25 protein-coding genes are annotated in these 25,421 nt (G+C 44.6%); 11 read left to right on the forward strand and 14 right to left on the reverse strand.

Going from position 1 to position 25,421, the window contains the following annotated elements:
- Positions 1-28: 28 nt before the first annotated feature.
- The gene (locus tag JMY02_RS10560; protein WP_201597926.1) at positions 29-940 is read right to left on the reverse strand and encodes a nitrilase-related carbon-nitrogen hydrolase; all 912 of its coding nucleotides are present in this window, start codon (positions 938-940) and stop codon (positions 29-31) included.
- A gap of 290 nt (positions 941-1,230) precedes the next feature.
- Between JMY02_RS10560 and JMY02_RS10565 the strand changes: the two genes are divergently transcribed.
- Both JMY02_RS10565 and hpf read left to right on the forward strand, forming a co-directional pair.
- The gene (locus JMY02_RS10565; RefSeq protein ID WP_201597929.1) at positions 1,231-2,910 is read left to right on the forward strand and encodes an RNA polymerase factor sigma-54; all 1,680 of its coding nucleotides are present in this window, start codon (positions 1,231-1,233) and stop codon (positions 2,908-2,910) included.
- Positions 2,911-3,270: 360 nt separating this feature from the next.
- Positions 3,271-3,651, forward strand: coding sequence for a ribosome hibernation-promoting factor, HPF/YfiA family (gene hpf / locus JMY02_RS10570; RefSeq protein ID WP_201597948.1), 381 nt, complete (start codon positions 3,271-3,273; stop codon positions 3,649-3,651).
- Positions 3,652-3,865: 214 nt separating this feature from the next.
- On the opposite strand, the gene thiS is transcribed toward hpf, so the two are convergent.
- The 4 genes from thiS to JMY02_RS10590 all read right to left on the reverse strand — a co-directional run bounded on the left by thiS (position 3,866) and on the right by JMY02_RS10590 (position 6,116).
- Positions 3,866-4,066 (reverse strand): sulfur carrier protein ThiS, encoded by a 201-nt coding sequence (gene thiS, locus JMY02_RS10575; protein ID WP_201597951.1) that lies wholly within the window; start codon positions 4,064-4,066, stop codon positions 3,866-3,868.
- An 82-nt stretch (positions 4,067-4,148) separates the two neighbouring features.
- Positions 4,149-4,523: a DUF423 domain-containing protein gene (locus JMY02_RS10580; RefSeq protein ID WP_201597954.1), complete on the reverse strand. Its 375-nt coding sequence runs from the start codon at positions 4,521-4,523 to the stop codon at positions 4,149-4,151.
- A gap of 29 nt (positions 4,524-4,552) precedes the next feature.
- Positions 4,553-5,416 (reverse strand): RNA polymerase sigma factor RpoH, encoded by an 864-nt coding sequence (gene rpoH, locus JMY02_RS10585; RefSeq protein ID WP_200861753.1) that lies wholly within the window; start codon positions 5,414-5,416, stop codon positions 4,553-4,555.
- A gap of 241 nt (positions 5,417-5,657) precedes the next feature.
- On the reverse strand, positions 5,658-6,116 hold the full coding sequence (locus JMY02_RS10590; protein WP_201597956.1) for a sulfurtransferase TusA family protein: 459 nt from the start codon (positions 6,114-6,116) through the stop codon (positions 5,658-5,660).
- Between the two features lie 359 nt (positions 6,117-6,475).
- Between JMY02_RS10590 and JMY02_RS10595 the strand changes: the two genes are divergently transcribed.
- Positions 6,476-8,182, forward strand: a complete 1,707-nt coding sequence (locus tag JMY02_RS10595) for a M48 family metallopeptidase (RefSeq protein ID WP_227678477.1) — start codon at positions 6,476-6,478, stop codon at positions 8,180-8,182.
- Between the two features lie 102 nt (positions 8,183-8,284).
- On the opposite strand, the gene JMY02_RS10600 is transcribed toward JMY02_RS10595, so the two are convergent.
- Positions 8,285-8,734: a GatB/YqeY domain-containing protein gene (locus JMY02_RS10600; RefSeq protein ID WP_201597958.1), complete on the reverse strand. Its 450-nt coding sequence runs from the start codon at positions 8,732-8,734 to the stop codon at positions 8,285-8,287.
- A gap of 184 nt (positions 8,735-8,918) precedes the next feature.
- Positions 8,919-9,134 (reverse strand): 30S ribosomal protein S21, encoded by a 216-nt coding sequence (gene rpsU, locus JMY02_RS10605; protein ID WP_010195908.1) that lies wholly within the window; start codon positions 9,132-9,134, stop codon positions 8,919-8,921.
- A gap of 538 nt (positions 9,135-9,672) precedes the next feature.
- Between rpsU and JMY02_RS10610 the strand changes: the two genes are divergently transcribed.
- From JMY02_RS10610 to JMY02_RS10630, 5 genes are all read left to right on the forward strand, one after another.
- Positions 9,673-10,065 (forward strand): hypothetical protein, encoded by a 393-nt coding sequence (locus JMY02_RS10610; protein WP_201597960.1) that lies wholly within the window; start codon positions 9,673-9,675, stop codon positions 10,063-10,065.
- Positions 10,066-10,193: 128 nt separating this feature from the next.
- Positions 10,194-10,697: a c-type cytochrome gene (locus JMY02_RS10615; protein ID WP_201597962.1), complete on the forward strand. Its 504-nt coding sequence runs from the start codon at positions 10,194-10,196 to the stop codon at positions 10,695-10,697.
- A gap of 234 nt (positions 10,698-10,931) precedes the next feature.
- A complete protein-coding gene (gene tsaD / locus JMY02_RS10620; RefSeq protein WP_201597973.1) occupies positions 10,932-11,981 on the forward strand; it encodes a tRNA (adenosine(37)-N6)-threonylcarbamoyltransferase complex transferase subunit TsaD in 1,050 nt (349 codons plus the stop codon).
- Between the two features lie 208 nt (positions 11,982-12,189).
- Complete coding sequence (crcB, locus tag JMY02_RS10625; protein WP_201597975.1) at positions 12,190-12,561, forward strand: fluoride efflux transporter CrcB; 372 nt, start codon at positions 12,190-12,192, stop codon at positions 12,559-12,561.
- A gap of 156 nt (positions 12,562-12,717) precedes the next feature.
- Entirely contained in the window at positions 12,718-13,668 is a 951-nt protein-coding gene (locus JMY02_RS10630; protein WP_201597977.1) for an Imm49 family immunity protein, read from the forward strand.
- 344 nt (positions 13,669-14,012) lie between these two features.
- Here the strand turns inward: JMY02_RS10630 and JMY02_RS10635 are convergent, their stop codons facing one another.
- From JMY02_RS10635 to potA, 4 genes are all read right to left on the reverse strand, one after another.
- Positions 14,013-14,903, reverse strand: a complete 891-nt coding sequence (locus JMY02_RS10635) for a LysR family transcriptional regulator (protein ID WP_201597979.1) — start codon at positions 14,901-14,903, stop codon at positions 14,013-14,015.
- Positions 14,904-15,152: 249 nt separating this feature from the next.
- Complete coding sequence (gene potC / locus JMY02_RS10640) at positions 15,153-15,917, reverse strand: spermidine/putrescine ABC transporter permease PotC (RefSeq protein WP_227678481.1); 765 nt, start codon at positions 15,915-15,917, stop codon at positions 15,153-15,155.
- A 77-nt stretch (positions 15,918-15,994) separates the two neighbouring features.
- Complete coding sequence (gene potB, locus JMY02_RS10645) at positions 15,995-16,873, reverse strand: spermidine/putrescine ABC transporter permease PotB (protein ID WP_201597996.1); 879 nt, start codon at positions 16,871-16,873, stop codon at positions 15,995-15,997.
- Complete coding sequence (gene potA, locus JMY02_RS10650; protein ID WP_201598003.1) at positions 16,873-18,114, reverse strand: spermidine/putrescine ABC transporter ATP-binding protein PotA; 1,242 nt, start codon at positions 18,112-18,114, stop codon at positions 16,873-16,875. The genes potB and potA overlap by 1 nt, the downstream gene beginning before the upstream one ends.
- Positions 18,115-18,594: 480 nt before the next feature.
- Here potA and JMY02_RS10655 point away from each other — a divergent pair, with 480 nt between their 5' ends.
- Positions 18,595-19,233, forward strand: coding sequence for a carbonic anhydrase (locus JMY02_RS10655; protein ID WP_201598005.1), 639 nt, complete (start codon positions 18,595-18,597; stop codon positions 19,231-19,233).
- 291 nt (positions 19,234-19,524) lie between these two features.
- Positions 19,525-19,971: a lactoylglutathione lyase gene (gloA, locus tag JMY02_RS10660; RefSeq protein ID WP_406947757.1), complete on the forward strand. Its 447-nt coding sequence runs from the start codon at positions 19,525-19,527 to the stop codon at positions 19,969-19,971.
- A 114-nt stretch (positions 19,972-20,085) separates the two neighbouring features.
- Here gloA and JMY02_RS10665 read toward each other — a convergent pair whose 3' ends face one another.
- From JMY02_RS10665 to ribA, 3 genes are all read right to left on the reverse strand, one after another.
- Entirely contained in the window at positions 20,086-20,559 is a 474-nt protein-coding gene (locus JMY02_RS10665) for a c-type cytochrome (protein WP_201598011.1), read from the reverse strand.
- Positions 20,560-20,954: 395 nt separating this feature from the next.
- The gene (hemF, locus tag JMY02_RS10670) at positions 20,955-21,941 is read right to left on the reverse strand and encodes an oxygen-dependent coproporphyrinogen oxidase (RefSeq protein ID WP_201598014.1); all 987 of its coding nucleotides are present in this window, start codon (positions 21,939-21,941) and stop codon (positions 20,955-20,957) included.
- 14 nt (positions 21,942-21,955) lie between these two features.
- On the reverse strand, positions 21,956-22,669 hold the full coding sequence (gene ribA / locus JMY02_RS10675; protein ID WP_201598017.1) for a GTP cyclohydrolase II: 714 nt from the start codon (positions 22,667-22,669) through the stop codon (positions 21,956-21,958).
- A gap of 391 nt (positions 22,670-23,060) precedes the next feature.
- Between ribA and dxs the strand changes: the two genes are divergently transcribed.
- A complete protein-coding gene (dxs, locus tag JMY02_RS10680) occupies positions 23,061-25,118 on the forward strand; it encodes a 1-deoxy-D-xylulose-5-phosphate synthase (RefSeq protein ID WP_201598020.1) in 2,058 nt (685 codons plus the stop codon).
- Positions 25,119-25,421 lie beyond the last annotated feature (303 nt).

Below are 25,421 nucleotides of genomic sequence, written 5' to 3' on the forward strand. Positions count from 1 at the left end.
AGTTTGAGTGATACCTTAGGGGCTGATGCTATGCCAAACGATGACAGTCAAAAATCGGCAGTTTTTGTCGGCTTTGTTCTTGTGATTGTTTGTCAAATGCCGCCGTGACGAGGGCATAATTTTTGTTTGTCTCGCTAGCAGCAGTGTTATTAAGCGTGTCATTGAGTGTACTGTCATCATAGCTATTTATAACGGTACCATCATAAGCGGTAATCGCTGTGTGTCCCCATGTCTGACGGATATTGCCGTTCTTATAAACATGATCGCCACCTTGTGCCGCACCAATCACCATACATTGACTGTCCAAAGCACGCGCGCGCAATAATAATGCCCAATGCGCTTGCCCAGTCAGATAGGTAAAAGCAGAAGGTGCGCTCAATATATCAGCACCAGCTTGACGCAGACGCTGTGCCAATGCAGGAAACCGCAAATCAAAGCACACCATCATACCCAACTGGTACACCGCATTCTCTGTTTCTATTGGTGCAATCACTGTTTGTGTGCCCGGCTCAAAAGTCGCCGCTTCATTATAACTGCCTTGTTTGTCTGCCACCGTTGCCGTAAATAAATGGATTTTGTCATAGCGCGCGACCCGTGTGCCATCGGGTGCAAATAGTTGACTGACTTGTCGTAATCTACCATCTGGTACAATCACACCATCAGGGCGATAGGAGCAGGGTAGTGAGCCTGCGAGGACATACACGCCGTAAGTGTTTGCATAGTCGGCAATCGTCGCTGATAACTCATCAAAACGCTCAGCGGTGGCAAATTGCTCACCCATACTGCAACAATTTTCGGGCAACACCACAAGCTTAGTGCCTTGTTGGCACGCCTCACTAATAGCGGCTTTTATGTCCGTCAAGTTTTGCTCTACGTCTTGTTGGCTATTCATCTGAATGGCAGCAGTGGTAAATTGATGGTTATTTGTCTTTTCATACATAGTTGGATTCTCAGTTGATTTTTAGAATTTTTCAACACACCCTAGTCATTGCATTGATAAATGGCTTAGCATTATGAACAGATTTGTTATATGGGTTTTGGATTCGATTATTGGCGTATATCTAGGTCATTTAGTATCGACTGTAACCAGCTTATCTGGACAGGGTATAAATTATCATAGCAAAATTGTGGCAAAAAATGCTATCGTCTGTGTCCTGACAAAATTAAATCATTGCTTTCACCAGCAATCTATACGGAACATCACCACTACCGGAGTGTAATAAGTCCCCTATGAGTATGTCGTTTGGATTGGCGACCACGCTAAGTACTTCACAAAAACTGACTCCGCAGATGCAGCAGGCTATTAAGTTGCTGCAGCTCTCTAGTTTGGAGCTTGCGCAAGAAGTTCAGGCCAAGCTGGATAGTAATCCCTTGCTTGAGCGCATCGAGGATGAAGAGGAATACGAGTATGATGCGAATGATAAGGCCGCTGACTTAAATACCTCATTGACATTAGACAGTTGGAACCAAGGCATTAATGCTGATCCATTTAATGGGGAATCTGGCAATAATGAATCGCCCTCTGACTATGCCTCTGAATATAATGAGGACTTTAGTGATAGCTTGGATAAATTGCAGCAAGCAAGTATGGATGATGGGGCGATGGACAATGCTGCTACGGATAGCGATGACTATGGCCATTTTGACGTCGATAACGCTGAGTTTAGCGATTTTGATAGCAGCAACGCCGCATCTGCGGCTAAAAGCTCTAATAACAAAAGCAATGAAGATTTTGATGCCTATCAAGGCGGTACTTCTGCAACCATCCAAGACCACGTACGCTGGCAACTGAATTTTAAGCGCCTTTCAGAGACGGACACATTAATCGCCACTTATCTGATGGACTCTATGGATGATAGGGGCTTTATTCAGCTTGATATTGATGAGCTGTTACAAAGCTTTGATACTATGGCGAGCTTTTATCAGTGGGACGAGCGCGTTGAGCATGACGAAATAATGGCGGTGCTACGCATGATTCAATCTTGCGACCCGCTTGGTGTGGGTGCGCGCAACCTGAGTGAATGCCTCGCGATTCAGTTATCCAAGCTTGATGCTGACACTGAATATTTAAGACAAGCAAAAGCGTTACTATCAGCAGGCGAGCATTTGGTCAGTAATAATATCAAAGCACTCACTGCGCGGACAGGACTGGCAGCTGAGGATATTACACCAGCACTGACCCTACTGCGTACCTTAAACCCTTCACCGGCGTTGCTGTTTCAGAGCAATCAGCCCGACTATACGCGACCGACTCCTAGCTATGATATTCCTGATGTGCTCGTCACACCTATCCGCCACCGTGATGGCCATTCAGACAAAAAAGATGAGGGCTGGCATGTGCGTCTTAATCCTGACACCCTACCAAAGCTGCGAGTCAATCAAGAATATGCCAACTTAGTCAAACGCGGTGATGACAGCCCTGATAATCAATATCTGCGGGAAAACCTCACCGACGCCCGCTTGTTTATTCGCAGTATCGAAGAGCGCAATCAAAACCTGCTAAAAGTAGCAACCAGCATTGTGCGCTATCAGCAAGACTTTCTCCAGCATGGTGCTAAGGCCATGCAACCGCTTATCTTAAAAGTGATCGCAGAAGAAGTAGACTTACACGAATCTACCGTGTCGCGTTTAACCACCAGCAAAACTATTTTGACGCCGCAAGGGTTGTTTTCGCTAAAGCACTTTTTTTCCTCACATGTTAGCAGTAGTGATGGCGACATCTCATCAACTGCCATCAGTGCCATGATTAAGCAGCTAATCGCCGATGAAGATCCTAAAAAACCATTGTCAGACAGTCTTATAAAGGATCTTTTGTTAGCAGAAGGTATTGATATTGCTCGCAGAACGGTGGCCAAATATCGTGAAGCCATGCATATCGGTTCGTCTACCCAGCGCAAACAAAAGTATTAGTTGTTATCATTCAAGGAGTTATCAGGAGTTTTCTAAGCGCTTTAAAATTAATTCATCAAATATAAAAAATAAAATTTTTTGATTATATAGAAACATTCAGGAAACAACAGATTTAATTACATTTAATTACAATATACTGTCTTGCTACAATTCGCTTTTCATGACAAATTAGAGTCATACCAACAACGTTACCTCAGTTATTTATCTACGTTAATAATAGAGGCGACCGTAAAAGGATAGGTTTCTCTGTTATTAAAAATACTCAGGCAGTTATTGGTAAGGCAGGATGATAAAGGCAGGAATGCTATCTCATCTGTTGATTGTAAGTAATAGTGTCAGTAATAATAAAAGGACAATAATATGAATGTTTCTATCAGTGGTCACCATATCAGTGTTACCGAAGCTATGGACACAGCGGTTCGTGAAAAGCTTGTCAAAGTAGAGCGTCACTTTGATCAGATACAAAGTATTCAAGTGATCTTGTCATTAGACAACAGCGGCGCAAACGATGGTGGTAAAAAAAGCCATAAAGCTGAAGCGATCTTGCGAGTCTCGGGTCAAGAAATGTTTGTCCAAGCGTGTGAGGATGATATGTATAAGGCCATTAATGAGATGGCAGACAAACTTGATAGACAAGTGCGGAAATATAAAACCCGTCAAGAGCGTAAAAAGACGCAGGGTGCTGGACGTGAGGGGCGCTATGAAGACCTAACAGTCGACGATGTGGTGCCAGCCGTTTAGTTTTATTGAAGTGTAGAGAGCATAAGGTTTGATAAATATTGGCTAACAGAATAACAAAGGGATAAGTGGCCATATTACTAGCTTTCGATGCTCTCAAATTTCAATATATAAAAAGGAAAAAGACTTCAAACGTTCGATACGTTGAAGTCTTTTTTATTGTCTGTGCTAAACGGGTTTAAGGCAGCTAATTGTATTTTTTGGGTGTGATATTCAATCAACCACCACCAACTGCCTGTACCACTTCGATAGCCATGCCTTCGATGATACGCAGTTGCGCAAGCTCACTTTTTGGTATCAGTTCACCATCGACCTCTACGGCGTAACGACCTTGGCTAAGTCCAAGCTCATTGATGACCAACTGTACAGTCTGATGGGTGGTTTGTAGAGTCTGACCATTGACACTAATGGTACTCATAAAACATGCTCCTGAATGGTTTGATATTGCTGCTTCATCAATCTATATCTACTTTATGTATGCTTACTTATTGCAGGGCCAATCAAGTTTTTACCTGACCCAAACGAAAGGTCGATACAGCAAGCCATAGCCAACCTGTAAGCATCAAAACACCACCGATAGGGGTAATCGCGCCAAACCAACGCGGTGCGCCGAGTGTCATCGCATATAGGCTACCCGCAAATATAAGAATGCCAATCTGTAGTAGCCATGCTGTAGTTTGGGTGGCAGATTTGAGTCGAATCAATACGCCCACCAGCAATAAGCCGAGCGCATGCACAAACCAGTACAGTGTTGCCGTCTGCCACCATTCGAGCTGCTGGGCGCTGACCATATTTTTTAGGCCATGCGCACCGAATGCGCCTAACGCGACAGCGATGGCCATATTGATGGCGGCAATACCTATCCAATTTAACATGGCAAACTCATACTCTCTAAAAGCGATGGCTATTGAAGATCATCTGGCAAAATAACGCTATCGATAGTCATTGCCTCACGGATTTTATCCATCGCATTTTTTTCGATTTGGCGTACACGCTCGGCAGAGATAGAATAGACGGCTGCCAACTCATGCAAGGTTGATTTTTGTTCCGAAAGCCAGCGCTGCTCGACGATATCACGTGAGCGCTCGTCGAGCGTACCCATCGCCGCCAACAATGCTGATGAGTTGTTTTCTTCCCAATCTGCTTCTTCTAACTGCTCAGCAGGATCGATGCCGTCCTCTAAAAACAATTGCGGCGCATAACGCCCATCGTCATCATCACTCGATTGCGCTTCAAACGATGCATCATAAGAGGTCAGGCGCGATTCCATTTCTAGCACTTGCTTGCGGGTGACATTCAAGTCAGCAGCAATGGCATCTGCTTCTTCTAAGGTTAGTTGATTATTGGTCTTTTTGAGACTTCGCAAATTAAAGAATAGCTTGCGATGGGCTTTGGTTGTCGCCACTTTGACAATACGCCAGTTGCGGATGACGAACTCATGAATTTCAGCTTTGATCCAATGCACCGCAAACGATACCAAACGGACGCCTTTATTTGGATCAAAACGTTTCACCGCCTTCATTAACCCTAGGTTACCCTCTTGGATCAAATCGGCCTGTGGTAACCCATAACCCGAATAGCTGCGTGCGATATGAATCACAAAACGTAGATGCGACATAACAAGCAGCCGCGCCGCTTCAACATCGCCTTCGTCATAATAGCGATGTGCCAGCTCTTGCTCTTGTATCGGTGTCAAGATTGGGATTTGGTGGACAGTATTGATATAGGCACCCAAATTGACGCCCGGTGCTGACAAATGCGTGGGCATCGCGGGCACCAAGTCCCGAGTACTGGTTTTACCAAGTGCACTAGCGTCATAAGGTGGACGCTGAGCCGCCGCTTTGAGCGCTGCATCACGGGCTTCGTTTTTTATAGGTGCTGCATCGTCTTTTTTACTCGTTTTCGCAGCATCATTAGAGATAGTAGCCATATTCTTGACCTTGTTTACATGGTTAAGCAAATAGTCAGATAAAAATCTTTATGGTTGTAATTGTAAAGGATAGCGACACTTAGTTGCTATCAGTTTTGGTAATGATGAAGTGATATATTGTATCGAAACGCTGTGATGAGCTGCTAGCTGCTGGTTGTTGCTTAGTGACGCTATTCACCGCCAATAGCAATCGGTTTGCCGTGTTCGTTTGCTGGTTCTGTCGACAAAAGGCCGTGATATCTGCTTGAGAGTTGGCGTCAGTGGCGACCACGTATAACGATTCACCGATAGCAACATCACGTAGCGCCACTTTGGTTTTTAATAGCGGCATCGGACAAGCCAGTCCGTGACCGTCGATGAAGCGTTTGATATTAAGTGTCAGGTGTCGGGTATCTATGTCGCTATTTGTATTAGTATTCTCAGCCAGCAATAAGTTTAATAAATGTTTTGCCTGTTGCTGCTCAGCGTCAGACAAGGTCGCTGATAAGCTGATAGCATAAGGGGCGCGTACGATGATCGACTGACGGTCAGCAGACATAAGATAAACCTTTCAAATATCAGTATTTTAATTTGTCCTGTTAAAGATATGAATGACAGTTAACGTTATAATTTTGCGATCAAGTTTTTTGACACACCAACTTCTCAGTTGATTGTGATGCAAGTCTACCATCATGGACTATCGTTACAGTCTGTCATTATACCAAATAGTGGCTATGTATTAGCAGTTGAATATAGTCAACACAATATTCGGTTCATTAGAATTACACAGGCATGTTGCACAATAGTGACACGTGACTTGGTTATTGGTAGTCAAATACATACTAGAATTGACCTTGTATCCGCAAGCTCGTATAGTCAAAAAGACGTTGTTATTAATCACATGCATAGGATACGCCCTTGTCACACTCTCATAGACAGTTGATGCGTGATAGCGCGCGCATGAATTCATTGAATAAATACTTGATAGCCAAGCGTTCGCTCATGGCAGAATCGCCATTAATGACGCGGCCTAACAGTTGTCTATGTCTGTCTGCCGCGAGCGCTATGAAATTAGGGTTATCAGTGGCATTGCTGACAATGACTACAGTGGCCAACAGCAGCGATAGTGTCAGCAGCCAAGAAGCAGCACCGTTTGCTTATAATTCATGGCAAATGCCGGATTCTGAAGCATTGGATTTGCCCAACCTGCGCGGGCAAGGGTTGAGCTTCGCTGAGCAATATCAAAATAAATTGCTTGGCGAATGGTCGCTACGAAACGTCAATGGTAGCGTCAAGATGGAGCATGACCCTTGGATTCAAGAAACCCTGAAAGACATGACGTGGCGTCTGAATGCGCAAGCACGGCAGCAAGCACTCATGGGTTTGGTCGTTATTGATAACCCAAGCATCAACGCCTTTGCCGCACCAGGCGGTGTCATTGGTCTCAATACAGGAACGATATTGGCCGCCAATAGCATGGACGAGCTGGCCAGTGTGGTGGCACATGAAGTGGCACATCTTAGCCAACATCATTATGAAAACGGCGCTGATGAACGCAAAAAAGCCCTATTGATGCAGATAGGCGGTATGCTGGCAGCGATTGCAGCGTCAGCTGTTGATGGTGATGCCGCTGCGGCAGTGATGATGGGCAGTCAGACGGCAACGATGAATAGTAGTATGGCTTTTAGTCGAAGTAATGAGCGCGAAGCTGATCGAGTTGGCATGCAAATCATGACTCAAGCTGGCTATGATCCGAGAGCCATGCCACGATTTTTTGCTACGATGAATCAACAAAGCCAGCTGAACCAAGTTGAAAACCAATTTTTGCCAAGCTTTGTCCGCTCGCATCCTCTCAGTAACGAGCGTTTGAGTGAGTCGCAGAGTCGCGCGCAGCATTATCCTTCGTTGTCACTAAACCAGCAACAACGGCATCAGGCGATGTTTGATTTGCTCTATTGGCGTGTGCAAAGCGCTGGCAAGCGTGCCTCTGAGACTGTATTGACAACGGCCGCTAAAAACAGCGTCGGGGCTAAATTGGCCTTGATGCACTGGTACGGCGAACAGCAACGCTTTAAAGAAGCCAACGAGGTCATGGCTGAAATTACGGCATTGCCAGCGCCGCAGCGCCAGAGACTAGAGCCTTTGCTGTCTATTACGCATAGCCATATTCTCAGTGAACAAGGAGAGTGGTCACAAGCGGCTGACATTTTGGAAAGTCAACAGCGTGTTTATCCTGAGCGTCGCGACCTGCGTCTTTATTTGGCTGAAGCATTGACCAACAGCAATCAGCCAACCAAGGCACAAGCGCTGCTCAAGCCATTAACTGAGCAACAGCCAAGCGACCGTTATGCGTGGCAAAGTCTACAGCTGGCCAACGAAAAACTTGCCAAAACCACGACATCCCAGCAGCTTGCCAGTATTGCCACAATCAATGCCTTACGCTATCGCAGTCACGACCAGCTATGGAGCGGACGCTATGAGAGTGCGCTAACGTCGCTTACCCAAGCCAAAAAACTGACAGAAAAATTGCAAACTACCGCTCAAGCCAGTAGTGCTCGTCCGCTGTTAGCCAATATTAATGCAGAAATAAAAGCCGTAAAAACCGCCAAAGACTTTGAGCCTTAGGCGGTTATTTTATGTCATCATTTTGAATGTGATAGTGTTATAGTCACGTTAATATAAAAAGAGTCAGCGAGCTAGGCAAAATCTATCACTTAATAGTCATGGTTAACCTTGTAGTGCGTCTTTAACCAATTTAGAAATCAGCGCAGGATCAGCACGGCCAGCGGTTTTGTTTTTCAATACACCCATCACATTACCCATATCACGCATTGACGTGGCGCCTTGTTCGGCGATTTCAGCATTAACTAATGCACTGATTTCCTCATCGCTCATTTGTTTGGGCATAAATTCGTTGATAATATCAATCTCAAACTGCTCTTTGGTCGCTAAGTCATCACGGTTATTTTCTGTAAAAATAGTCAGGGATTCGTGGCGCTGTTTTAGCTGCTTTTGTAGCACTTCCAACACTTGGGCATCATCAAGCTCTATTTGACGATCAATCTCAATTTGTTTGACGACCGATTGCACATTGCGCAACACTTTAACGCGCTCAAGCTCACGGGCTTTCATAGAAGTTTTGATGGTGTCTGATAAAGTCTGTTTGAGTTGGCTCATTGTTATTATCCTTGTCTAGTAAGTGTCATTCGTTAAATTTTTAAGTAAAAACTTGCCGATGCGGTTTTTAGTAAAAACCATATTAGCAACAATAACAAAAATTGTAGCATAAAAAACGCCACTGATATCGATGGATAACAGTGGCGTTAGTGTAGCGCTTGTACTTAGCTAATCGACTTATCGATTAGTACATACGAGTGGTACGAATGGTTTCGCGTTGTAATTTTTTCTTATAACGCTTTACAGCAGCGGCTTTTTTACGCTTACGTACTTGCGTTGGTTTTTCATAAAACTCACGCTTACGCACGTCTGATAATACACCAGCTTTTTCACAAGCACGCTTGAAACGACGGATAGCAATATCAACTGGTTCGTTTTCTTTAACCTTAACTGCAGGCATGAAGACTCCTCGATTAGGATGAGATATAAGGGCATTAGTTTGGCTGTGTATTAGTATTTAGCCGTAATATCTCAAGATTACAGGCATCAGCTCAAACTAGGATAATCTTGCGCATGAGCACAAGGGCGACTATTTTAATAAAAAATTCCAATAAAGTCAATGGTTTTAGCGCATGAATGCTTATTTGTTATTAGGTTGTGTGGGGCGATAGACAATTGTGAAATACAAGCATGGATAGTCATGGCTACTGGTTAAACATCCCAAAAATACAGTCTTACGTCAATAAAAAACCCTACTGTCTATAACGGTTTAGCTTGAGTTTATGCTATGATAATTTCCATAAAATATAGTCAATCTAGAATCGAAATGGTGCAACCGTTAATCGTTTTCTACTGGTATAAATTTTCCTCGCTGGCTGTTCGCAAGCGTGACAGATGCTTCATAAAATTTATACCAGCAGAACGGTAACCTTTCTAAAGTGGATCAACTATACTAAACACATTAACCGTTTTATGGGCATTTTATTGAGGATGTTGGAATGAGAAAATCAGTATTAAATACGGCACTAAGCACAGCGTTTATCGTGGCTCTTGGCTTTGGTGTTAGCGCTTGTAGTGGTGATAAAGAAGAGTCACATGAAGTGTTGGCAGTAGATCGGGTTGATGAAGCCGCTGCGCTTGCGCGTGCAAATGCACCTGCAGCCGAAGAGATGGATTTTCCAGAAACCGCACCGATGCCAGTGGCTGCTGCTGATGGCACCGCAGTAGAAGGCGCAGCAACAACAACTGACACAACAATGACCGATGCAGCAACAGCGACAGCGGGCGCTGAAACAGCAGAGACGGCTACTACTGATGGCACGGAAGCGAGTGTAGATGCTACTGCTACTGCTGATGCCGCACCAGCAACTGACGAAGCTGCTGCTCAATAAGCGTTTGCTTAGACTGAGTGAACGATCGATTCATAGTAGTTAGAGCAGGTACGTGAGTGACAAGAATGATGAGTTTCTAGGCTGTCATAAGTGGCAGCCAACATGAAGTATCGCGTATAGGTGTGATCATGATGAACAAAAAACAGCGTATGAATAAATTCACTTTATCTGCTATTGGCGTGAGCGTGTTACTGGTACTCAGTGCTTGTAGTGGCGATAATGCCGCCGAAGAAACAGTTGTTAACGAGCCTACTGAAACAGCCGTGGTAGAAGAAGCGCCAGTCATCGAGACCGAAGAGGTTACCGCTGAACCTGAAGCAGTGTCTACCGAGACGACTGCCATTCAAAAAGAAACTGTGCCAGAAGTCGCGGCTGAGCCTGAGGTATTGGCGGCAGATGCAGGCGCCAAACTGTATGAGTCAAACTGCAAAGTGTGTCACGCAGCTGGTTTGCTCGATGCGCCAAAATATGGAGATACTGCGGCTTGGACGGCTCGTCTGACCAAAGACAAAGAAACTTTATATATGCATTCGGCCAAAGGCTTCAATAAAATGCCAGCTCAAGCAGTAAATGGCGTAACTGAAGCACAAGTAAAGGCCGCTGTGGATTATATATTAGCGTCAGTAAGCTGATATAAGTGATTGAAATTTGCTAAACTGACCGTCATTGTGACTGACAATGGCGGTTTTTTTCTGCCTGTTTTTCTAGTACCAATTTCAAGAAATATGTTTCGCTGTCCCAAGCGAATTTAGCGCGCTAGATGTAGTGCTTGCATTCGTTTTTTTGCGACTCAATTTTTTGAAAATGGTATAAAACGAAAAACGCGGCAAAAAATAGTACGAAAACATAGGTATAAAGGCAAACGTATGAAGGTATTGGGTTTAGAAACCTCTTGTGATGAGACGGGATTAGCGATTTTTGATAGTGAGCAGATAGACAGTGACAATCAAGGCTTGCTCGGCCAAGTATTGTATTCACAAATAGAGCTGCATGCGCTCTATGGCGGTGTGGTGCCTGAGCTTGCCAGTCGCGATCACATACGTAAGCTTGTGCCTTTGTTTAATGAGCTGCTCGATCAATGCGGTATTCGCAAAAATGAGATTGACGCTATCGCATATACCAAAGGGCCGGGGCTGATTGGTGCTTTGATGACGGGTGCGTTATTTGGGCGCAGTTTGGCGTATGGCTTAGATATTCCAGCGATTGGTATTCATCATATGGAAGGGCATCTATTGGCACCGCTCATGGGTGCAAACCCGCCAGCGTTTCCTTTTGTCTCATTATTAGTGTCTGGCGGGCATACCTTGCTGATAGCGGCTCGTGGTGTGGGTCAATATGAGATATTGGGTGAATCGATAGATGATGCAGCGGGCGAATGCTTTGACAAAGCTGCCAAAATGCTGGGCTTACCTTATCCTGGTGGGCCTAATATCGCCAAATTGGCTGAAACTGGCAATCCAAATGCCTATTCATTACCAAGACCTATGTTACATAGAGGGTTGGACTTTTCTTTTAGTGGGATGAAAACAGCCGTACACAACCTAATTAAAGACACGGACGGTTCGGGCAATGGCTCTGACAGCGATCCACAAGTTCGCGCTGATATCGCCGCCAGTTTTCAGCATGCGGTGGTCGATACACTAGTAAAAAAATGCGTCAAAGCGTTGAAGCAAGCGGATATGAGCCGACTGGTGATTGCGGGCGGGGTGAGTGCCAATACCCATTTGCGCGAAACGTTAGAGGCTGAACTGACCAAAATAAACGCCACTGTCCATTATGCGCCGCCAGCATTGTGTACCGATAATGGCGCAATGATTGCGTATGCGGGTTACGAGCGCTTGCAAGCTGGGCAGTCTGACGACTTGGCAGTCAGCTGCGTGCCGCGTTGGCCGATGACGGAATTGCCTGCGGTGTAAATTTTTTTCTTCGTTATTGTATAGTCGATTTTAAATAAAACAGATACATTCCAACGTTGAAATGGTAGAAACTTTTCTGGCTTGCTGTGCCTTCGCAGCTCGATGCGGCGAAACTTCTCGTTTAAAGATAAGCATTCCAGTCCCGCTGTATTACTTTTATATTGGACTCACTACATCCATTAAACTCTAGCTGAATTAAGGATAGTCTATGCAGTGGCTGGCCATTGGTTTAGGAGCAGCATTCGGTGCTTGTTTGCGAGCGTGGTTGTCGCGTTTTAACGCGTCGCACAGTTGGATACCACTCGGTACGCTGAGCGCCAATATCTTGGGTGGATTGCTCATTGGACTGGCGTTGGTGTGGTTTGAGCGTATGGCTGATGGTCTGTCTGATAATGTTCGCGTGTTCGTGATTACTGGATTTTTAGGCGGATTAACCACGTTTAGTACGTTTAGTGCTGAGGTGTTTGGCTTTCTTCATGACGGGCGGTTGCTGGCAGGTTTGACACTGATAGGATTGCATGTGGGACTGACATTAATGGCAACGGCGGTTGGTTTTTATTTCTTTAAGTGCGTGCTTTGAGCTTCTATGATATTACCTGCTTAATTAGTGATCTAATTTAAGTAGTTCCGAAAATGTAGTCTATTTTAAGTGGTCTATTAATAGGTTTGAAGGCTGAAATAGCTGGTTCCTATGGGGTATACCCATATAAACTATTAATAAAAATTGAGTACTAAAATGAATGATAACTACAAAGTATACTTAGGTAGTTCGGGTGGTAGAGACTATTTTAAAAGTGTTGAGCATGTCATGGGCAGAGCTAATTACGTGCTTTGTAATAATCAACATTACATTGATGATATTGAACAGCTATTAGAGATTATTCGTACGTCAGTTGGAAACCCGTTATATTGCATGTATAGCTTAGGTACTTACTACGAAGCAAAAGCCTCCTCTGACTTATTATTACATGCTGATGTTAAAGCTTTTAAACAAGCCGCTTATGTAGCAGCCAAACTGCAAATAATGGGCAAAGAAGAAATTTATTGGGCATACAATGGTTACAATACCAATAACTTCTTTGCAGCCATCATGTCTGATAATCCTGACTTAATCAGATTTTTAATTGAGCACCGAGATAAAATTGTTGAAGTTAATGAGTCTTATGATCGTAAAGACACACGTTCCTATTTTAATAAGAATACATTGCTTGCATTAGCAGGAGATTGGAAGCCTCTAAAAGAGCGAAGTCTAATATTTTTAAAAGATGAGAAAAAAGACAAATTCGATGTCAAGCGAATACCTGATCATAAGTTTTATATTGCGCTGTGTGACAAAAATATAGAAGCAATGCAAGTATCGTTAAATAAGCTACTTGAACCCAAATCGGCAAAAAAAGCGGCATATGATGGAAACGTTTGGTTTGACTTTTATCTTCAGATACAAGCGGTATTGTACGCCAAAATTGCAGCAATACATGGCTATGACTTGGGTGTAGACAGCCCAATGGCACCGAAAGAGCTCATAGCATTTGAGCCATTAGAAAAATACACTGAACCTTACGATTTTATGCAAGAGTTTGATTACAATCAACCGCAGCAAGAATGGATTGATATGTGGCAAGAACGTATGAGAGTAGCTAGTGAGAAAAAGAAGAAAAAGGGCTTATTTTCTTGGCTAAAGAGATAATTTGCTTATAGCAAGCGTAGAGATCAATTTGCGAAATCATCCCATATTCTGTGTATTTGTTCCTGCCGAGGAAAGAAGCACAAGCCTAACCGTTAAAAAAAACCTATGCTTATTACATTTCTCTACTCTTAATGAACTCAGACATAGAGGTTATTGAAAAATCTAGTATATGTACACCATGAAGTACACTGGAGCTATTTCAGCAAGTTAAAATTTTGACATCATTAGCCTACAGCCTAATATTCAATTCCTCACTAGGGAACCAGTATTTACCCCAACGCCTATCATAACGTAAGAAAGCGGACGATATTTCACAACCAAAAAATGTAATAAACAGTGGAATATTAAACTGGCTTAACAATCCCTTCTAATAAATTTGCAAACCCTTGCATGTAAGCCGTATCTTGGCTAGCGGTGCGCGTCGCGGCATACAACTGACAACGCACGCCAGCGCCTAGCGGACGCGAGACGACCCAACCTTTCCTCTCATATTCAGCCACTACCCAGTCGGGCAATGCTGCCACACCGCGCTCACTAGCGACCAATTGAATGAGCATCGCTGTCAATTCCGTCGTACGAATACTCTGAAAGCTCACTTGCGCTGGTGTCATAAAATTGGCAATGATATCCAGCCGCTTGGCCTCAACGGGATAAGCAATTAACGTCTCTTCAGTCAAATCCTTTGGTTCAATACAGGCTTGTGCTGCTAAATCATGTGTGGGTGATAGCACCAAGCGACTTTCATATTCAAATAACGGCTGGTAGCTGATCCCTTCTATGGGCAAATCACTGGTGGTAATCAACAGATCAATATCACCTTCCATCAATAAATGATGCGGCTCAGGCTCAAACCCTGTGGCAAAGTCCAGCTCCACATCTGACCATTCGCGGCGATAATGATTGAGTATCGGCATGAGCCAGTCAAAGCAGCTATGACATTCAGAAGCTAGGCGCAATCTGCCGGCTTGACCATGTGCCAAGCGTTTCAGATTGGATTTGGTACGGGTTACTTGTGGCATGATACTGTCTGCCAATGCCAGTAACGTTTTGCCAGCTGGCGTAAAAGTGAGCGGCCGTGTTCGGCGATTTACCAAGCTAATATCGTAATAATTCTCCAACTCTTTTAGCTGGTGTGAGACAGCAGAGGCGGTGACGTGTAGCTCATCGGCCGCCGACGCTAGTGAGCCGTGCGCCCGTAGTGCGGTTAACGTATTGAGATGACGAAGCTCTAGCATAATATAACCTAACCGCTAAGGTGAGAAAAATTCATTATAATCAATCTAGCGCTGATTTTCATTCAAAGTTTATCAATTGATGATGGATATAGTGAGTTCAGTATAAAAATGAGTCAGCGGAACTGGAATGCTTATCTTTAACCGAGAAGTTTCGCAGCCTCTGGCAGCAAAGGCAAAGCAAGCAAGAAAAATTTATCCCAGTTCTGCGTTGCGATATGATAGTTCTGTTTTATTTAAAATGGACGATAACTAACGCCGACGTAACAACAGCTGTGAGATGATGACCAATATTAAGGAAGCAACCAGTAGCAACGTACCGATGGCATTGACTTCTGGCTTGAGTCCGACCCGCACCATAGAATAAATACGCAGTGGTAGAATCTCATAACTGGGACCTGTGACAAAGGTAGACACCACCACATCATCTAGCGATAAGGTAAAGGCGAGCAACCAGCCAGCCATCACTGCTGGCAAAATAACGGGGATCAATACCGTGCGCACCATCGTTGATTCATTGGCACCCAAGTCGCGGGCGGCTTCCATCAAGCGTTCGTCTAAACTACTCAAGCGGGCAAAAACCGTGATAACCACGAATGGCAGACAAAAAGTAATGTGCGCCAGTAGCAGCGAGACAAAGCCCAATTGCAGACCAATTAATAAAAACAGCGCCAATAACGAGATAGCAAGAACAATCTCAGGCGACATCATCAATACAAATAACAGCCCATTGAGCAAGCCTTTACCACGGAATTTGTAGCGATGTAGGGCAAGGGCGGTCAGCGTGCCAATCAAGGTCGAGACAGTGGCAGCGACCAAGCCCAGCACAATAGAATGCCAGAATGCATCGAGCATGGCTTGGTTATTAAATAGCGATTCATACCACTTTAAGCTGAATCCGCCCCAGTTGTAGCCGATTTTTGATTTATTAAATGACATGACCACCAAGACAATAATGGGTATATACAACAGTGCGTATATCAGTCCAAGATAGCCTTTAGCCACGACACTGCCCATCTTAATAGAGCGTTTGTGCTTGGATGGTGCTTGATTCAATAAACGATTTGATGAGTGGTTCGGTGGATGATTGGACATTATGCCACCTCGTTAAAATCAGTCTTGCCAATACGGCGACTACTGGCACGGTAAGCGAGTAATAGCACCGCCATCGCTAGCGTCAATAATACACTGGCTGCCGCCCCAAACGGCCAATCTCGCGCATCCAAAAATTGGTTTTTGATAATATTACCGACCAACAAGTTGCGTGAACCGCCTAAGATATCGGCCACATAAAACATACCCATCGCTGGTAATAGCACCAGCAGTACGCCCGAGATAATTCCAGGTGTCGTCAATGGCAATACCACATGCCAAAAGGTTTGTGCCCTTGAAGCACCCAAATCCTGTGAGGCCAGCAGCATGTCAGTACGCAAATCCGTAAACACCGCATACAACGGCAATACCATAAACGGGAATAATAAATAAGTGAGACCAGCAATCACCGCCCCTTGAGTATATAAAATATCAATGGGTGCATCGATGATACCGACTGCTAATAGTGACTTATTAATCAAACCGTTATTGGCAAACAACAATTTGAGCGCATAAGTCCGCACCAAAGAGTTGGTCCAAAATGGCAGTATCAATAGCATCATCAGCAGTGGCTGCCAGCGTACTTGCGCCTTAGAGACCAGCCACGCAAAAGGGTAGCCAAGGAGGAGGCAAATAACGGTTGTAATACCTGCCATCCATAATGAATGGACAAACACCTCAAAATACAGCGGATCAATCATACGCACATAGCTATCGAGGCTGACCGGCAAGCTGACAAAGGCGCTACTATCTCGGGTCAAAAAGCTAACGGCGATGACCAGTATATTAGGCAACAGGGCAAATATTAGTAACCAACTCCAAATCAGCCAAAGGGTCGCCGTACGAAAAGGGCTTTTGCTACTCAAGCTATGACGTGCCATCAGCTGTCATCCTTTTGCGCAGTGCTGTCTTGTGCTGCCATAGGGTCTTCTGGCAATACCCATTCCCAGCCATCAACCCATGAAACTTTGACCGCTTCATTTAACTTATAATCAAAGCTGGGATCATCTTCATCAAAAAACTCAGAGGCTTTGATGACGTGACCATTTACTAACTCAATAATGGAATCTAAGGTACTGCCTTTATAGTTACTTTCAATGACGCGGCCAAGTAGTCCCTGATGATCCATATCTTTGGGATCATAAATCCGTAAATCTTCAGGGCGTAGTAGTAGATTAACGATATCACCCACTTGCACATCATTGGCAAAATCAGGACGACGTAAATTGCGTAACGTCGTTGGCCCATCTTGCGCTTGCGCCTCACAGACTTCGACCTCAATGCGCCCATTGGTTACTCGCCCATCACGATCTGGCTGGTCTGGATAAACCCCTTTCACTTCCGCCCTAAATAGATTGGTCTCACCAATAAATTTGGCAGTAAACAAATTGGCAGGGGTTTCATAGATCTCGATAGGCGTGCCAATTTGCTGAAACCTGCCGTCTTTCATCACCGCAATGCGATCTGACATGGACAGCGCTTCTTCTTGGTCATGAGTGACAAAAACAAAAGTAATGCCAAGCTCACGTTGTAGGCGTTTGAGCTCAGATTGCATTTGCAAACGCAGTTTGTGATCGAGTGCCGACAGTGGTTCATCGAGCAACAGTAGTTTGGGGCGATTAATCACCGCGCGGGCAATCGCAACGCGCTGCTGCTGACCACCAGACAAATCTTGCGGCTTACGATTGGCCAAATGCTCTAACTGCACCATGGCGAGCATCTCACGCACACGAGTATTTATCTCGTCTTTGGGCACTTTTTTGAGCTTTAGCCCATACGCGACGTTTTGTGCGACGCTCATGTGTGGAAACAAAGCATACTGCTGAAAGACCGTATTGACCGGACGTTTATCAGCTGGCAAACCCGCCATTTGTATTCCATCCAAATATATCGCCCCAGCGTTTGGCTGCTCAAAACCAGCAATGAGGCGCAGTAAGGTCGTCTTGCCGCAGCCCGACGGTCCAAGCAATGTTATAAACTCACCATGCTTGATGTCGAGATTGATGTCTTTGAGCACGTCAGTTTGATCGTAGGTTTTTTTGAGACCTGTCAGTTGCAACAGTACTTCTTCGTTGTGAGGTGACGCAACGCTACTATTTGTGGTTGGCGATGAGTTGGTCATAATATGTGTTCCTAGGTGTCCAACACCTCAGTACGGCTGTTTATTTAAGACACTGTTGTCAAGGTGGCTTGGGATGAGTATCAGCGCTGAATATAAACCAGTCTGGTCGCTGGGTATTATAACAAACCCTCGATATAAATCCGTGCAAGTTCGCTATGAATTACGCGATTGGCAGCCTGTGGTACGGTGAATGTTTAGCAACAACCTTTGTTTTTAGTTTTTAATGATAGTAGCGACGCTTTTAACGGTTTTTCTCGATCTTATCGTTTTGCGCTATCGGTAATAGTTGCCTGTCTATAACGACATGAATTTTTTTATCATTTTTTGACCCTGATTCCTATACAATTACTCTGTGGCTGACAAGTATAATGAGCCTGAACGCTTAGTAATGGCTACCACACTTTTCAGCCAATCTGCACTCGCATCAACAGGTTTTGAGCAGTTTATAACTCTAACATTATCAATGATAAAGGATTTTTTATGTCTCATGGTACACGCCCAAAAACAGGTCAAGAAGCGCTTGAACTTTTGAAAGAAGGCAATGCCCGCTACGTTGATAGCATCACCAGTACTGATGAGTTGATGCAAAGGCGACCAGAGCTGGTCAGAGATCAAGACCCTTTGGCTATTATTTTGGGTTGTTCAGATGCACGAGTTCCGGTCGAGATTGTATTTGATCAAGGGTTGGGTGATTTATTTGTCATTCGAGTCGCAGGCAATGTGGTTGCACCGTCACAGATTGGCTCAATTGAGTTTGCTGCAGAAAAATTCGGCACCAAATTGGTTGTGGTGCTCGGCCATTCGCATTGCGGCGCTGTCACGGCTTGTGTAGAAACACTTATCAATCCTGAGCAAAATTACTCTCCCAACTTGCAGTCAATCGTTGATCGTATCCGTCCCAGCGTTTATAACTTGCACGAACTGGCGACCGCCAATGGCCAAGACGTCGATGCAGACGAGTTGGTCGATCGTGCTATCCGTGCCAATGTACGTATGTCGGTGAGTCAGCTCAAACACGGCTCGCGGGCATTAGAGGATTTGACCAATAGTGGTCAATTACTCGTCGTTGGCGCAGAGTATGATTTAGAGACAGGAAAGGTACGATTCTTAGACAGCTAGTCTGTGTTTTAAACTCACTCTATCGAGCGTCCGTTCTTAAAAAACCCTCTCAATTATTGAGCCAATTTTTATTATTGTGAAAGGGTCAAGCGAGTCACCACAGTCGTCACTCGCTTGTTTTTGACTTTATATTCCGTAAAAAATAGGATAACTATTATTATGTCTACTTCAAACGCTAATGCCACGACCGATACTAATCAATCACTCAGCAATCAGCCTGCTAGCAGCGTCAGTAACGAAGGCGTTCAGCCCATCTCAGCTCAGACGACAGGCTTTACGTTTAATCACACCATGCTAAGAGTAAAAGACCCTGTCAAATCATTGGCATTTTATACAGGTGTGCTCGGTATGACTTTGCTGGCGCTCAAAAAATTCCCTGATATGGGTTTTGATCTATACTTTTTAGCCAAGCTTACTGATAGTGAGCGAGAAAACTTGCCTGCTGGTGATGAGTTGGAAATATTTGCCTTTCGTCAGCGCGGTATTTTAGAGCTGACTCATAATTATGGTACTGAGACAAAAGCAGACTTTAGCTATCATGATGGCAATCAAGATCCACAAGGTTTTGGTCATATTTGCTTTAGTGTGCCCAATCTAGAAGAAGCGGTCGCTTGGTTTGACAAAAATGAGGTCGAATTCAAAAAACGGCCAGAAGAAGGCAGTATGAAAAATATTGCCTTTATCAAAGACGTAGATGGCTACTGGATTGAAATCGTACAAGCTGATTTGATGGGTTAGGGCTGTATAGAGTTTTATACAATCTCCAAGTGTTAAAAGCAAAAACCGCCATATCATTCAATGTGGCGGTTTTTTATACTTACTCGTTTTTTTACTTACTCAAAGTATAGAGGGTTAGTCGTTTTTCGCTCTAAATTCCGTATGGCAGGATTTACAGCTTGCACCAACTTCACCAAAGGCTGGCATGACATCATCGATACTAGTGGCATTTTGTGCCGCCGCGTTTAGTTCCGTAGTCACTTTTTGGAAGTTCTCTGCTTCAGCACTGAAACTATCAGCATTAGACCAAACCGCTTCAGTGGCATTACCCATGGCTTCTTGATTTTCAAAATGACTCCAAGGTGAGGCCGCATCTTCTGCTAAAAATGCCGCTTGCTCTTTGAACACAGCAGCATCAAACGTATCAGGTGCTTTAGCCATATCACCCATGACACCCATAGCATTACCCCAGCTTTTCATGCTGTCTTGTCGCGCTTTAATATCAGAATCATCAGCTGGACCGCTACAAGCCGTCAAACCTAGTGCCGCTGCCATTAAGGTGATGCTAAAAAGAGACTTTAAAGATTTGTTGGTATGAACCTGTGCCATGTGAATTACTCCTTTAAATGTGGCGAATAGTAGGCTGATAAATGCTAGCCTTATATAATATTATTATAAAAATACCGCTTAAACCGAATCTAGAAGCGCAGACACTTCTAAACCACTTTTCGAAAAATATATGTCATTGTAACCATTATTTACGCAACAATAGTTAAGATAGTTGTTATATCCTCGTAAAACTTGCATCAGTTATAGATTTATCGAGATTATTTCAAGCTGATTAGGGCGTGTTTAACACTCAGCAGTGCCTATTTGTGAATATCAAACACGCCCTATCAACGCTGACATAAAAAAGGCCAGCAATGATAGCTGACCTTCCAAACAGTCTCTAACGCAAGTAGACTTATACGCAGTAAATTCACAACACTATCGCGCCTATAAAACTATAGCGCCAACCAATCACGTGGTTTTAGATAATAGTCTGTCAATTCAAATTCAGGGGTTCCCTCAGCGGGTTCTAAACGATAATGCCAGCTGGCAAGTGGTGGCATACTGACTAAGATAGACTCGATACGGCCGTTGCTTTGAAGTCCAAATAGCGTGCCGCGGTCGTAGACAAGGTTGTACTCGACATAGCGGCCCCGACGATACAGCTGAAACTCACGTTGCTCATCGGTGTAAGGCGTGTTTTTACGTTGCTCAAAAATAGGCATGATAGCATCAAGGTAACCGTTACCCACCGCTTTCATAAAGTTAAAGCAAGTCTCAAAGTCCCAGCCGCGGCTTTCTGTATTGACATCATCATAAAATAAGCCACCAATACCGCGCTGCTCATCGCGATGGCGCAGGTGGAAATACTCATCGCACCACTGTTTGAAGTCATGATAGACATTGTCACCAAAAGGGGCGCAAAGATCATGGCAGACTTGATGCCAATGGATGCAGTCCGCGAGTACCGGATAAAACGGTGTTAAATCAAAACCGCCGCCAAACCACCAAATAGGATCTTCGCCGGGCGCTTCTGCCACGAACAAGCGCACATTCGCATGGCTGGTAGGGACATTTGGGTTGGTAGGATGCACCACCAATGAGACACCCATGGCCTGTGCTTTACGGCCCGCGATATTAGGGTGGCGCGCAGTGGCTGACGCAGGCAAATTGTGTACATGAATATGGCTGAACATCACGCCCGCTTTTTCAACTACTTTGCCATTGGCCAATACGCACGAGCGCCCACCGCCGCCTTCAGGACGTTCCCAATCATCAGGCACAAAGGTTGCATCGCCGCCACCGTCACGCTCCTCGGCTTCTAATGCTTGGCAGATGCGCGCCTGCAAATCGACTAAGAACTCACGTACTCTCATGATGTCGTTATTGGTCGGTGTTACCGTTGACTGACTTTTTTGATTGTCTAAAGTTGGAATACTCATAAAATATCTATTTATTACTTATTAAGGTGTATGGCTGTATTGAAGTCTTTATCGAGATTAATATCTTTGTCCAAGAGATGCCCCATACGGTCGCGCTTGGTCGCCAGATACTCAGCATTCATATCGTTGACCCCAACCAAGAGTGGCACACGCTCAATGACATTAATACCGTGTTCAGTCAAATAAGCCACTTTGTCTGGGTTATTGGTAATGAGCCTCACCGCATCCACACCGACATGAGCGAGCATTGGTCCGCACATGTCGTAGATACGTGCATCGGCAGGCAAGCCTAACAGCAGATTGGCGTCTAAGGTATCATGACCTTGGTCTTGGAGGGCGTAAGCGCGAATCTTATTGGTCAACCCAATGCCGCGACCTTCTTGGCGCAAATACAAAATAGCACCGCAGCCTGTTTCTTGGATCGCTTGCATCGCCGTATTGAGCTGTGGCCCACAGTCGCACTTTAATGAGCTAAAAGCATCGCCCGTTAGGCACTCTGAATGAATACGAATCAATGGAATCGGTCGCTCTGCTAGCGTGTCATCGTTTTGGTTTGATGCCACGTCATTTAAGTGCGGCGCAGTAGCAACATCTATATTCTGATCGACCACAGAGAGACCGACGGTTAGCATCACATGCTCTTGACCGTCGTCGTTCTCAAAGATATGAATATCAAACTCGCCATGACGAGTCGGTAGTTTGGCGCTAGTGATAAATTGATATGACATTAATGTCCTACATAAGGCGATAATCGTATCGGTAGAGAATTTGTTATAACCATTTTAAATGAGTTATGTGATCTCAGACACGTTATTAGAGTTAGAATGTTACCAGTATAACCTGTTCATACATAGGGGGAGTATGCCGATTGTCTTTATAATAAAAACACACAAAGTTCACAAACGACGCACGATGATTAAAGCGATAATTAAAAAAAAATGCTATTATGCCATACTATTTTGACGGATACAGTGACAAGTCTATGTCCTTACATTACTATGTCGTCACTAACATTCGATATTGATGCACGATAATAAGGCATAATATTCACCCTCGGCATTGAAGCGTCACGCTCTAAAATAACATTTTGTCAGCAGATTGGTAGGTATTTTACGGTTTATGCAGCAGTCACCTCATTCCTCCCCACAGTCTCATTCCATATCTGCGTCAGTCTCCGATTCTGCTGCCCAGCTGTCGAATTTACAGCAGACGTATACGACGATTCCACGCGCGCGTCCTCAGACGCCTTTGCTTGATAGTATCACTGCGCCAACTGATCTGAACACATTAACAAGCGCTCAGTTGATTACCTTAGCCGATGAGCTGCGCTTGTTTTTATTGTATTCAGCAGGCCAAAGCGGTGGGCATTTCGGTGCCAATTTGGGTGTGGTCGAATTGACCATTGCCCTACATTATTTATTGGACACCCCAAACGACCAGATCGTCTGGGATGTGGGTCATCAAGCGTATGCTCATAAAGTATTAACTGGTCGCCGTGACCAGATTGGTACTATTCGCTCAAAAGATGGCTTGACCGCCTTTCCTGAGCGAGCAGAATCTGTTTATGATACTTTTGGGGTTGGTCATTCATCGACCTCAATATCAGCGGGTTTGGGCATGAGTCTTGCGCTGCGTTATCAAGGTCGGGCGCAAACGGTTGCTTGCATTATTGGTGATGGCGCAATGACCGGTGGTATGGCATTTGAGGCTATGAACGACGCAGTACAGCAAGATGCTGACCTGTTGGTGATTTTAAATGACAATGATATGTCGATATCATGTTCTATCGGTGGCTTTTCGCGGCACTTGGCGATGCTTTGGGAGTCAGGGTATCAGGTGGATATCTCTGATACAGGTGAGCCGATCCTATGTCAGCGTCCTGATATGCAAACGTTCGATCGCCGCAAACGTCATAAAGAGATGCGCGATGTGCCGCAGCTAGAAGACAATATATTTAAAGCGATTGGTTTTACTTATTTTGGTCCATTTGATGGTCACAATATCCCTGAGCTATTGCGCGTATTGTCACTGGCCAAGCAAATCAAAGGCCCTGTTTTAATCCATATTTATACGACTAAAGGTAAAGGCTTTGCGCCTGCTGAGCTGGATCCAGTCGGCTATCATGCAATCAGTAAGTTGCCAGCAGAAATTCAGCGTGAAATCCAGAACATAGCCGCAGAAGAATCACAGCCAAGTGCCAAACCTGCCTTAAAATTCTCACAAGTGTTCGGGCAGTTCTTATGCGATAAAGCGTCTGTGAGCGACGAGCTACTCGCGATTACACCTGCTATGGAAGAAGGCTCAGGGATGATCGACTTTGCTCGTCGTTTTCCAGAGCGCTTCTTTGATGTGGCGATCGCCGAACAACATGCGGTCACGCTAGCCGCTGGCATGGCGACGCAAGGTGTTAAGCCGATTGTGGCGATTTATTCGACGTTTTTGCAGCGCGGTTATGACCAGCTGATTCACGATGTGGCTTTGCAAAACCTTGATGTGATGTTTGCCATCGATCGCGCAGGGTTGGTGGGTGAAGATGGCGCGACGCATGCGGGCGTATTTGACTTTGCGTTTTTGCGCTGTGTGCCTAATATGCTGATTGCCGCACCAAAAGATGAAAACGAGTGTTACCATTTGCTCAATACCTGCTATGAGTATCAAGGGTGCACGGCTGTACGTTATCCACGAGGTGTTGGGACAGGTGCTGTGATTGAGCAGCCCGCGCAAATGTACAACATCGGTGAGGCAATCGTAGAGTCAGTTTTAGGCAACGAGGCCGCTCCCAAAAAGCTTGTACTATTGGCATTTGGTACGATGGTTGCAACTGCTCAGCAAGCCGCAGAACGCTTAACCAGTGACGAAGCATTAGATTGTCAGGTACATGTCGTCAATATGCGTTGGGTGAAGCCTTTAGACTCTGCGTTGTTAGAGAGACTATTGGTGCAAGGCATTACTCATATTGCGACCTTAGAAGAGCATATGATTATGGGCGGCGCGGGCAGTGCGGTGAATGAGTATTTGCTCAATGAGTCGGTCGCTTTTAAACGCAATCGTCCAGCCATCTGTAATATTGGTATTTCTGATCGCTTTATCGCGCATGGTTCGCAAGCCGAGCAAATGGCGGATTGTGGTTTAGACGTCAATGGTGTGGTCACACAGCTTCAGCAGCTACTGTCGTAAGTCATATGTTTAAAAGTATACCGTGTTTATGGACATAAAATACTGATTTAAATAGATAAAAGCTTTATACATAATATAGTCAATTCATTTTACAAATGCTACAGCGCTGCTGGGATAAATTTTTAGTAGCCTCTGTCGGCGTAGGCACAGCAAGCAAGCAAAATTTATCCCAGCAGAGTGCTATTTTTGCTGAATTTTTTATCCTGAACTGACTATAGATCGATAAATAGAACAAACGCCTGCTAGCCGTAGGTGCTGACTTTTTTACAACTTGTGCAGTGTGATGGCCACCAAAATGAGAAT

This window comes from Psychrobacter vallis (genome assembly GCF_904846715.1).
In the GTDB taxonomy this organism is placed as follows: domain Bacteria; phylum Pseudomonadota; class Gammaproteobacteria; order Pseudomonadales; family Moraxellaceae; genus Psychrobacter; species Psychrobacter vallis.

Bases quoted from the DNA above. Each gene is read 5' to 3' on its own strand.
- potA (WP_201598003.1), bottom strand. From the start codon at position 18,114: ATGACCAACTCATCGCCAACCACAAATAGTAGCGTTGCGTCACCTCAC.
- gloA (WP_406947757.1), top strand. From the start codon at position 19,525: ATGCTAAGAGTAAAAGACCCTGTCAAATCATTGGCATTTTATACAGGT.
- JMY02_RS10655 (WP_201598005.1), top strand. From the start codon at position 18,595: ATGTCTCATGGTACACGCCCAAAAACAGGTCAAGAAGCGCTTGAACTT.
- rpoH (WP_200861753.1), bottom strand. From the start codon at position 5,416: ATGCCCACGCATTTGTCAGCACCGGGCGTCAATTTGGGTGCCTATATC.
- tsaD (WP_201597973.1), top strand. From the start codon at position 10,932: ATGAAGGTATTGGGTTTAGAAACCTCTTGTGATGAGACGGGATTAGCG.
- thiS (WP_201597951.1), bottom strand. From the start codon at position 4,066: ATGAGTACCATTAGTGTCAATGGTCAGACTCTACAAACCACCCATCAG.
- potC (WP_227678481.1), bottom strand. From the start codon at position 15,917: ATGGGCAGTGTCGTGGCTAAAGGCTATCTTGGACTGATATACGCACTG.
- dxs (WP_201598020.1), top strand. From the start codon at position 23,061: ATGCAGCAGTCACCTCATTCCTCCCCACAGTCTCATTCCATATCTGCG.
- JMY02_RS10615 (WP_201597962.1), top strand. From the start codon at position 10,194: ATGATGAACAAAAAACAGCGTATGAATAAATTCACTTTATCTGCTATT.
- rpsU (WP_010195908.1), bottom strand. From the start codon at position 9,134: ATGCCTGCAGTTAAGGTTAAAGAAAACGAACCAGTTGATATTGCTATC.
- ribA (WP_201598017.1), bottom strand. From the start codon at position 22,669: ATGTCATATCAATTTATCACTAGCGCCAAACTACCGACTCGTCATGGC.
- potB (WP_201597996.1), bottom strand. From the start codon at position 16,873: ATGGCACGTCATAGCTTGAGTAGCAAAAGCCCTTTTCGTACGGCGACC.
- JMY02_RS10590 (WP_201597956.1), bottom strand. From the start codon at position 6,116: ATGTCTGCTGACCGTCAGTCGATCATCGTACGCGCCCCTTATGCTATC.
- JMY02_RS10610 (WP_201597960.1), top strand. From the start codon at position 9,673: ATGAGAAAATCAGTATTAAATACGGCACTAAGCACAGCGTTTATCGTG.
- JMY02_RS10600 (WP_201597958.1), bottom strand. From the start codon at position 8,734: ATGAGCCAACTCAAACAGACTTTATCAGACACCATCAAAACTTCTATG.
- JMY02_RS10635 (WP_201597979.1), bottom strand. From the start codon at position 14,903: ATGCTAGAGCTTCGTCATCTCAATACGTTAACCGCACTACGGGCGCAC.
- JMY02_RS10560 (WP_201597926.1), bottom strand. From the start codon at position 940: ATGTATGAAAAGACAAATAACCATCAATTTACCACTGCTGCCATTCAG.
- hemF (WP_201598014.1), bottom strand. From the start codon at position 21,941: ATGAGTATTCCAACTTTAGACAATCAAAAAAGTCAGTCAACGGTAACA.
- JMY02_RS10630 (WP_201597977.1), top strand. From the start codon at position 12,718: ATGAATGATAACTACAAAGTATACTTAGGTAGTTCGGGTGGTAGAGAC.
- JMY02_RS10665 (WP_201598011.1), bottom strand. From the start codon at position 20,559: ATGGCACAGGTTCATACCAACAAATCTTTAAAGTCTCTTTTTAGCATC.
- JMY02_RS10580 (WP_201597954.1), bottom strand. From the start codon at position 4,523: ATGTTAAATTGGATAGGTATTGCCGCCATCAATATGGCCATCGCTGTC.
- JMY02_RS10565 (WP_201597929.1), top strand. From the start codon at position 1,231: ATGAGTATGTCGTTTGGATTGGCGACCACGCTAAGTACTTCACAAAAA.
- hpf (WP_201597948.1), top strand. From the start codon at position 3,271: ATGAATGTTTCTATCAGTGGTCACCATATCAGTGTTACCGAAGCTATG.
- crcB (WP_201597975.1), top strand. From the start codon at position 12,190: ATGCAGTGGCTGGCCATTGGTTTAGGAGCAGCATTCGGTGCTTGTTTG.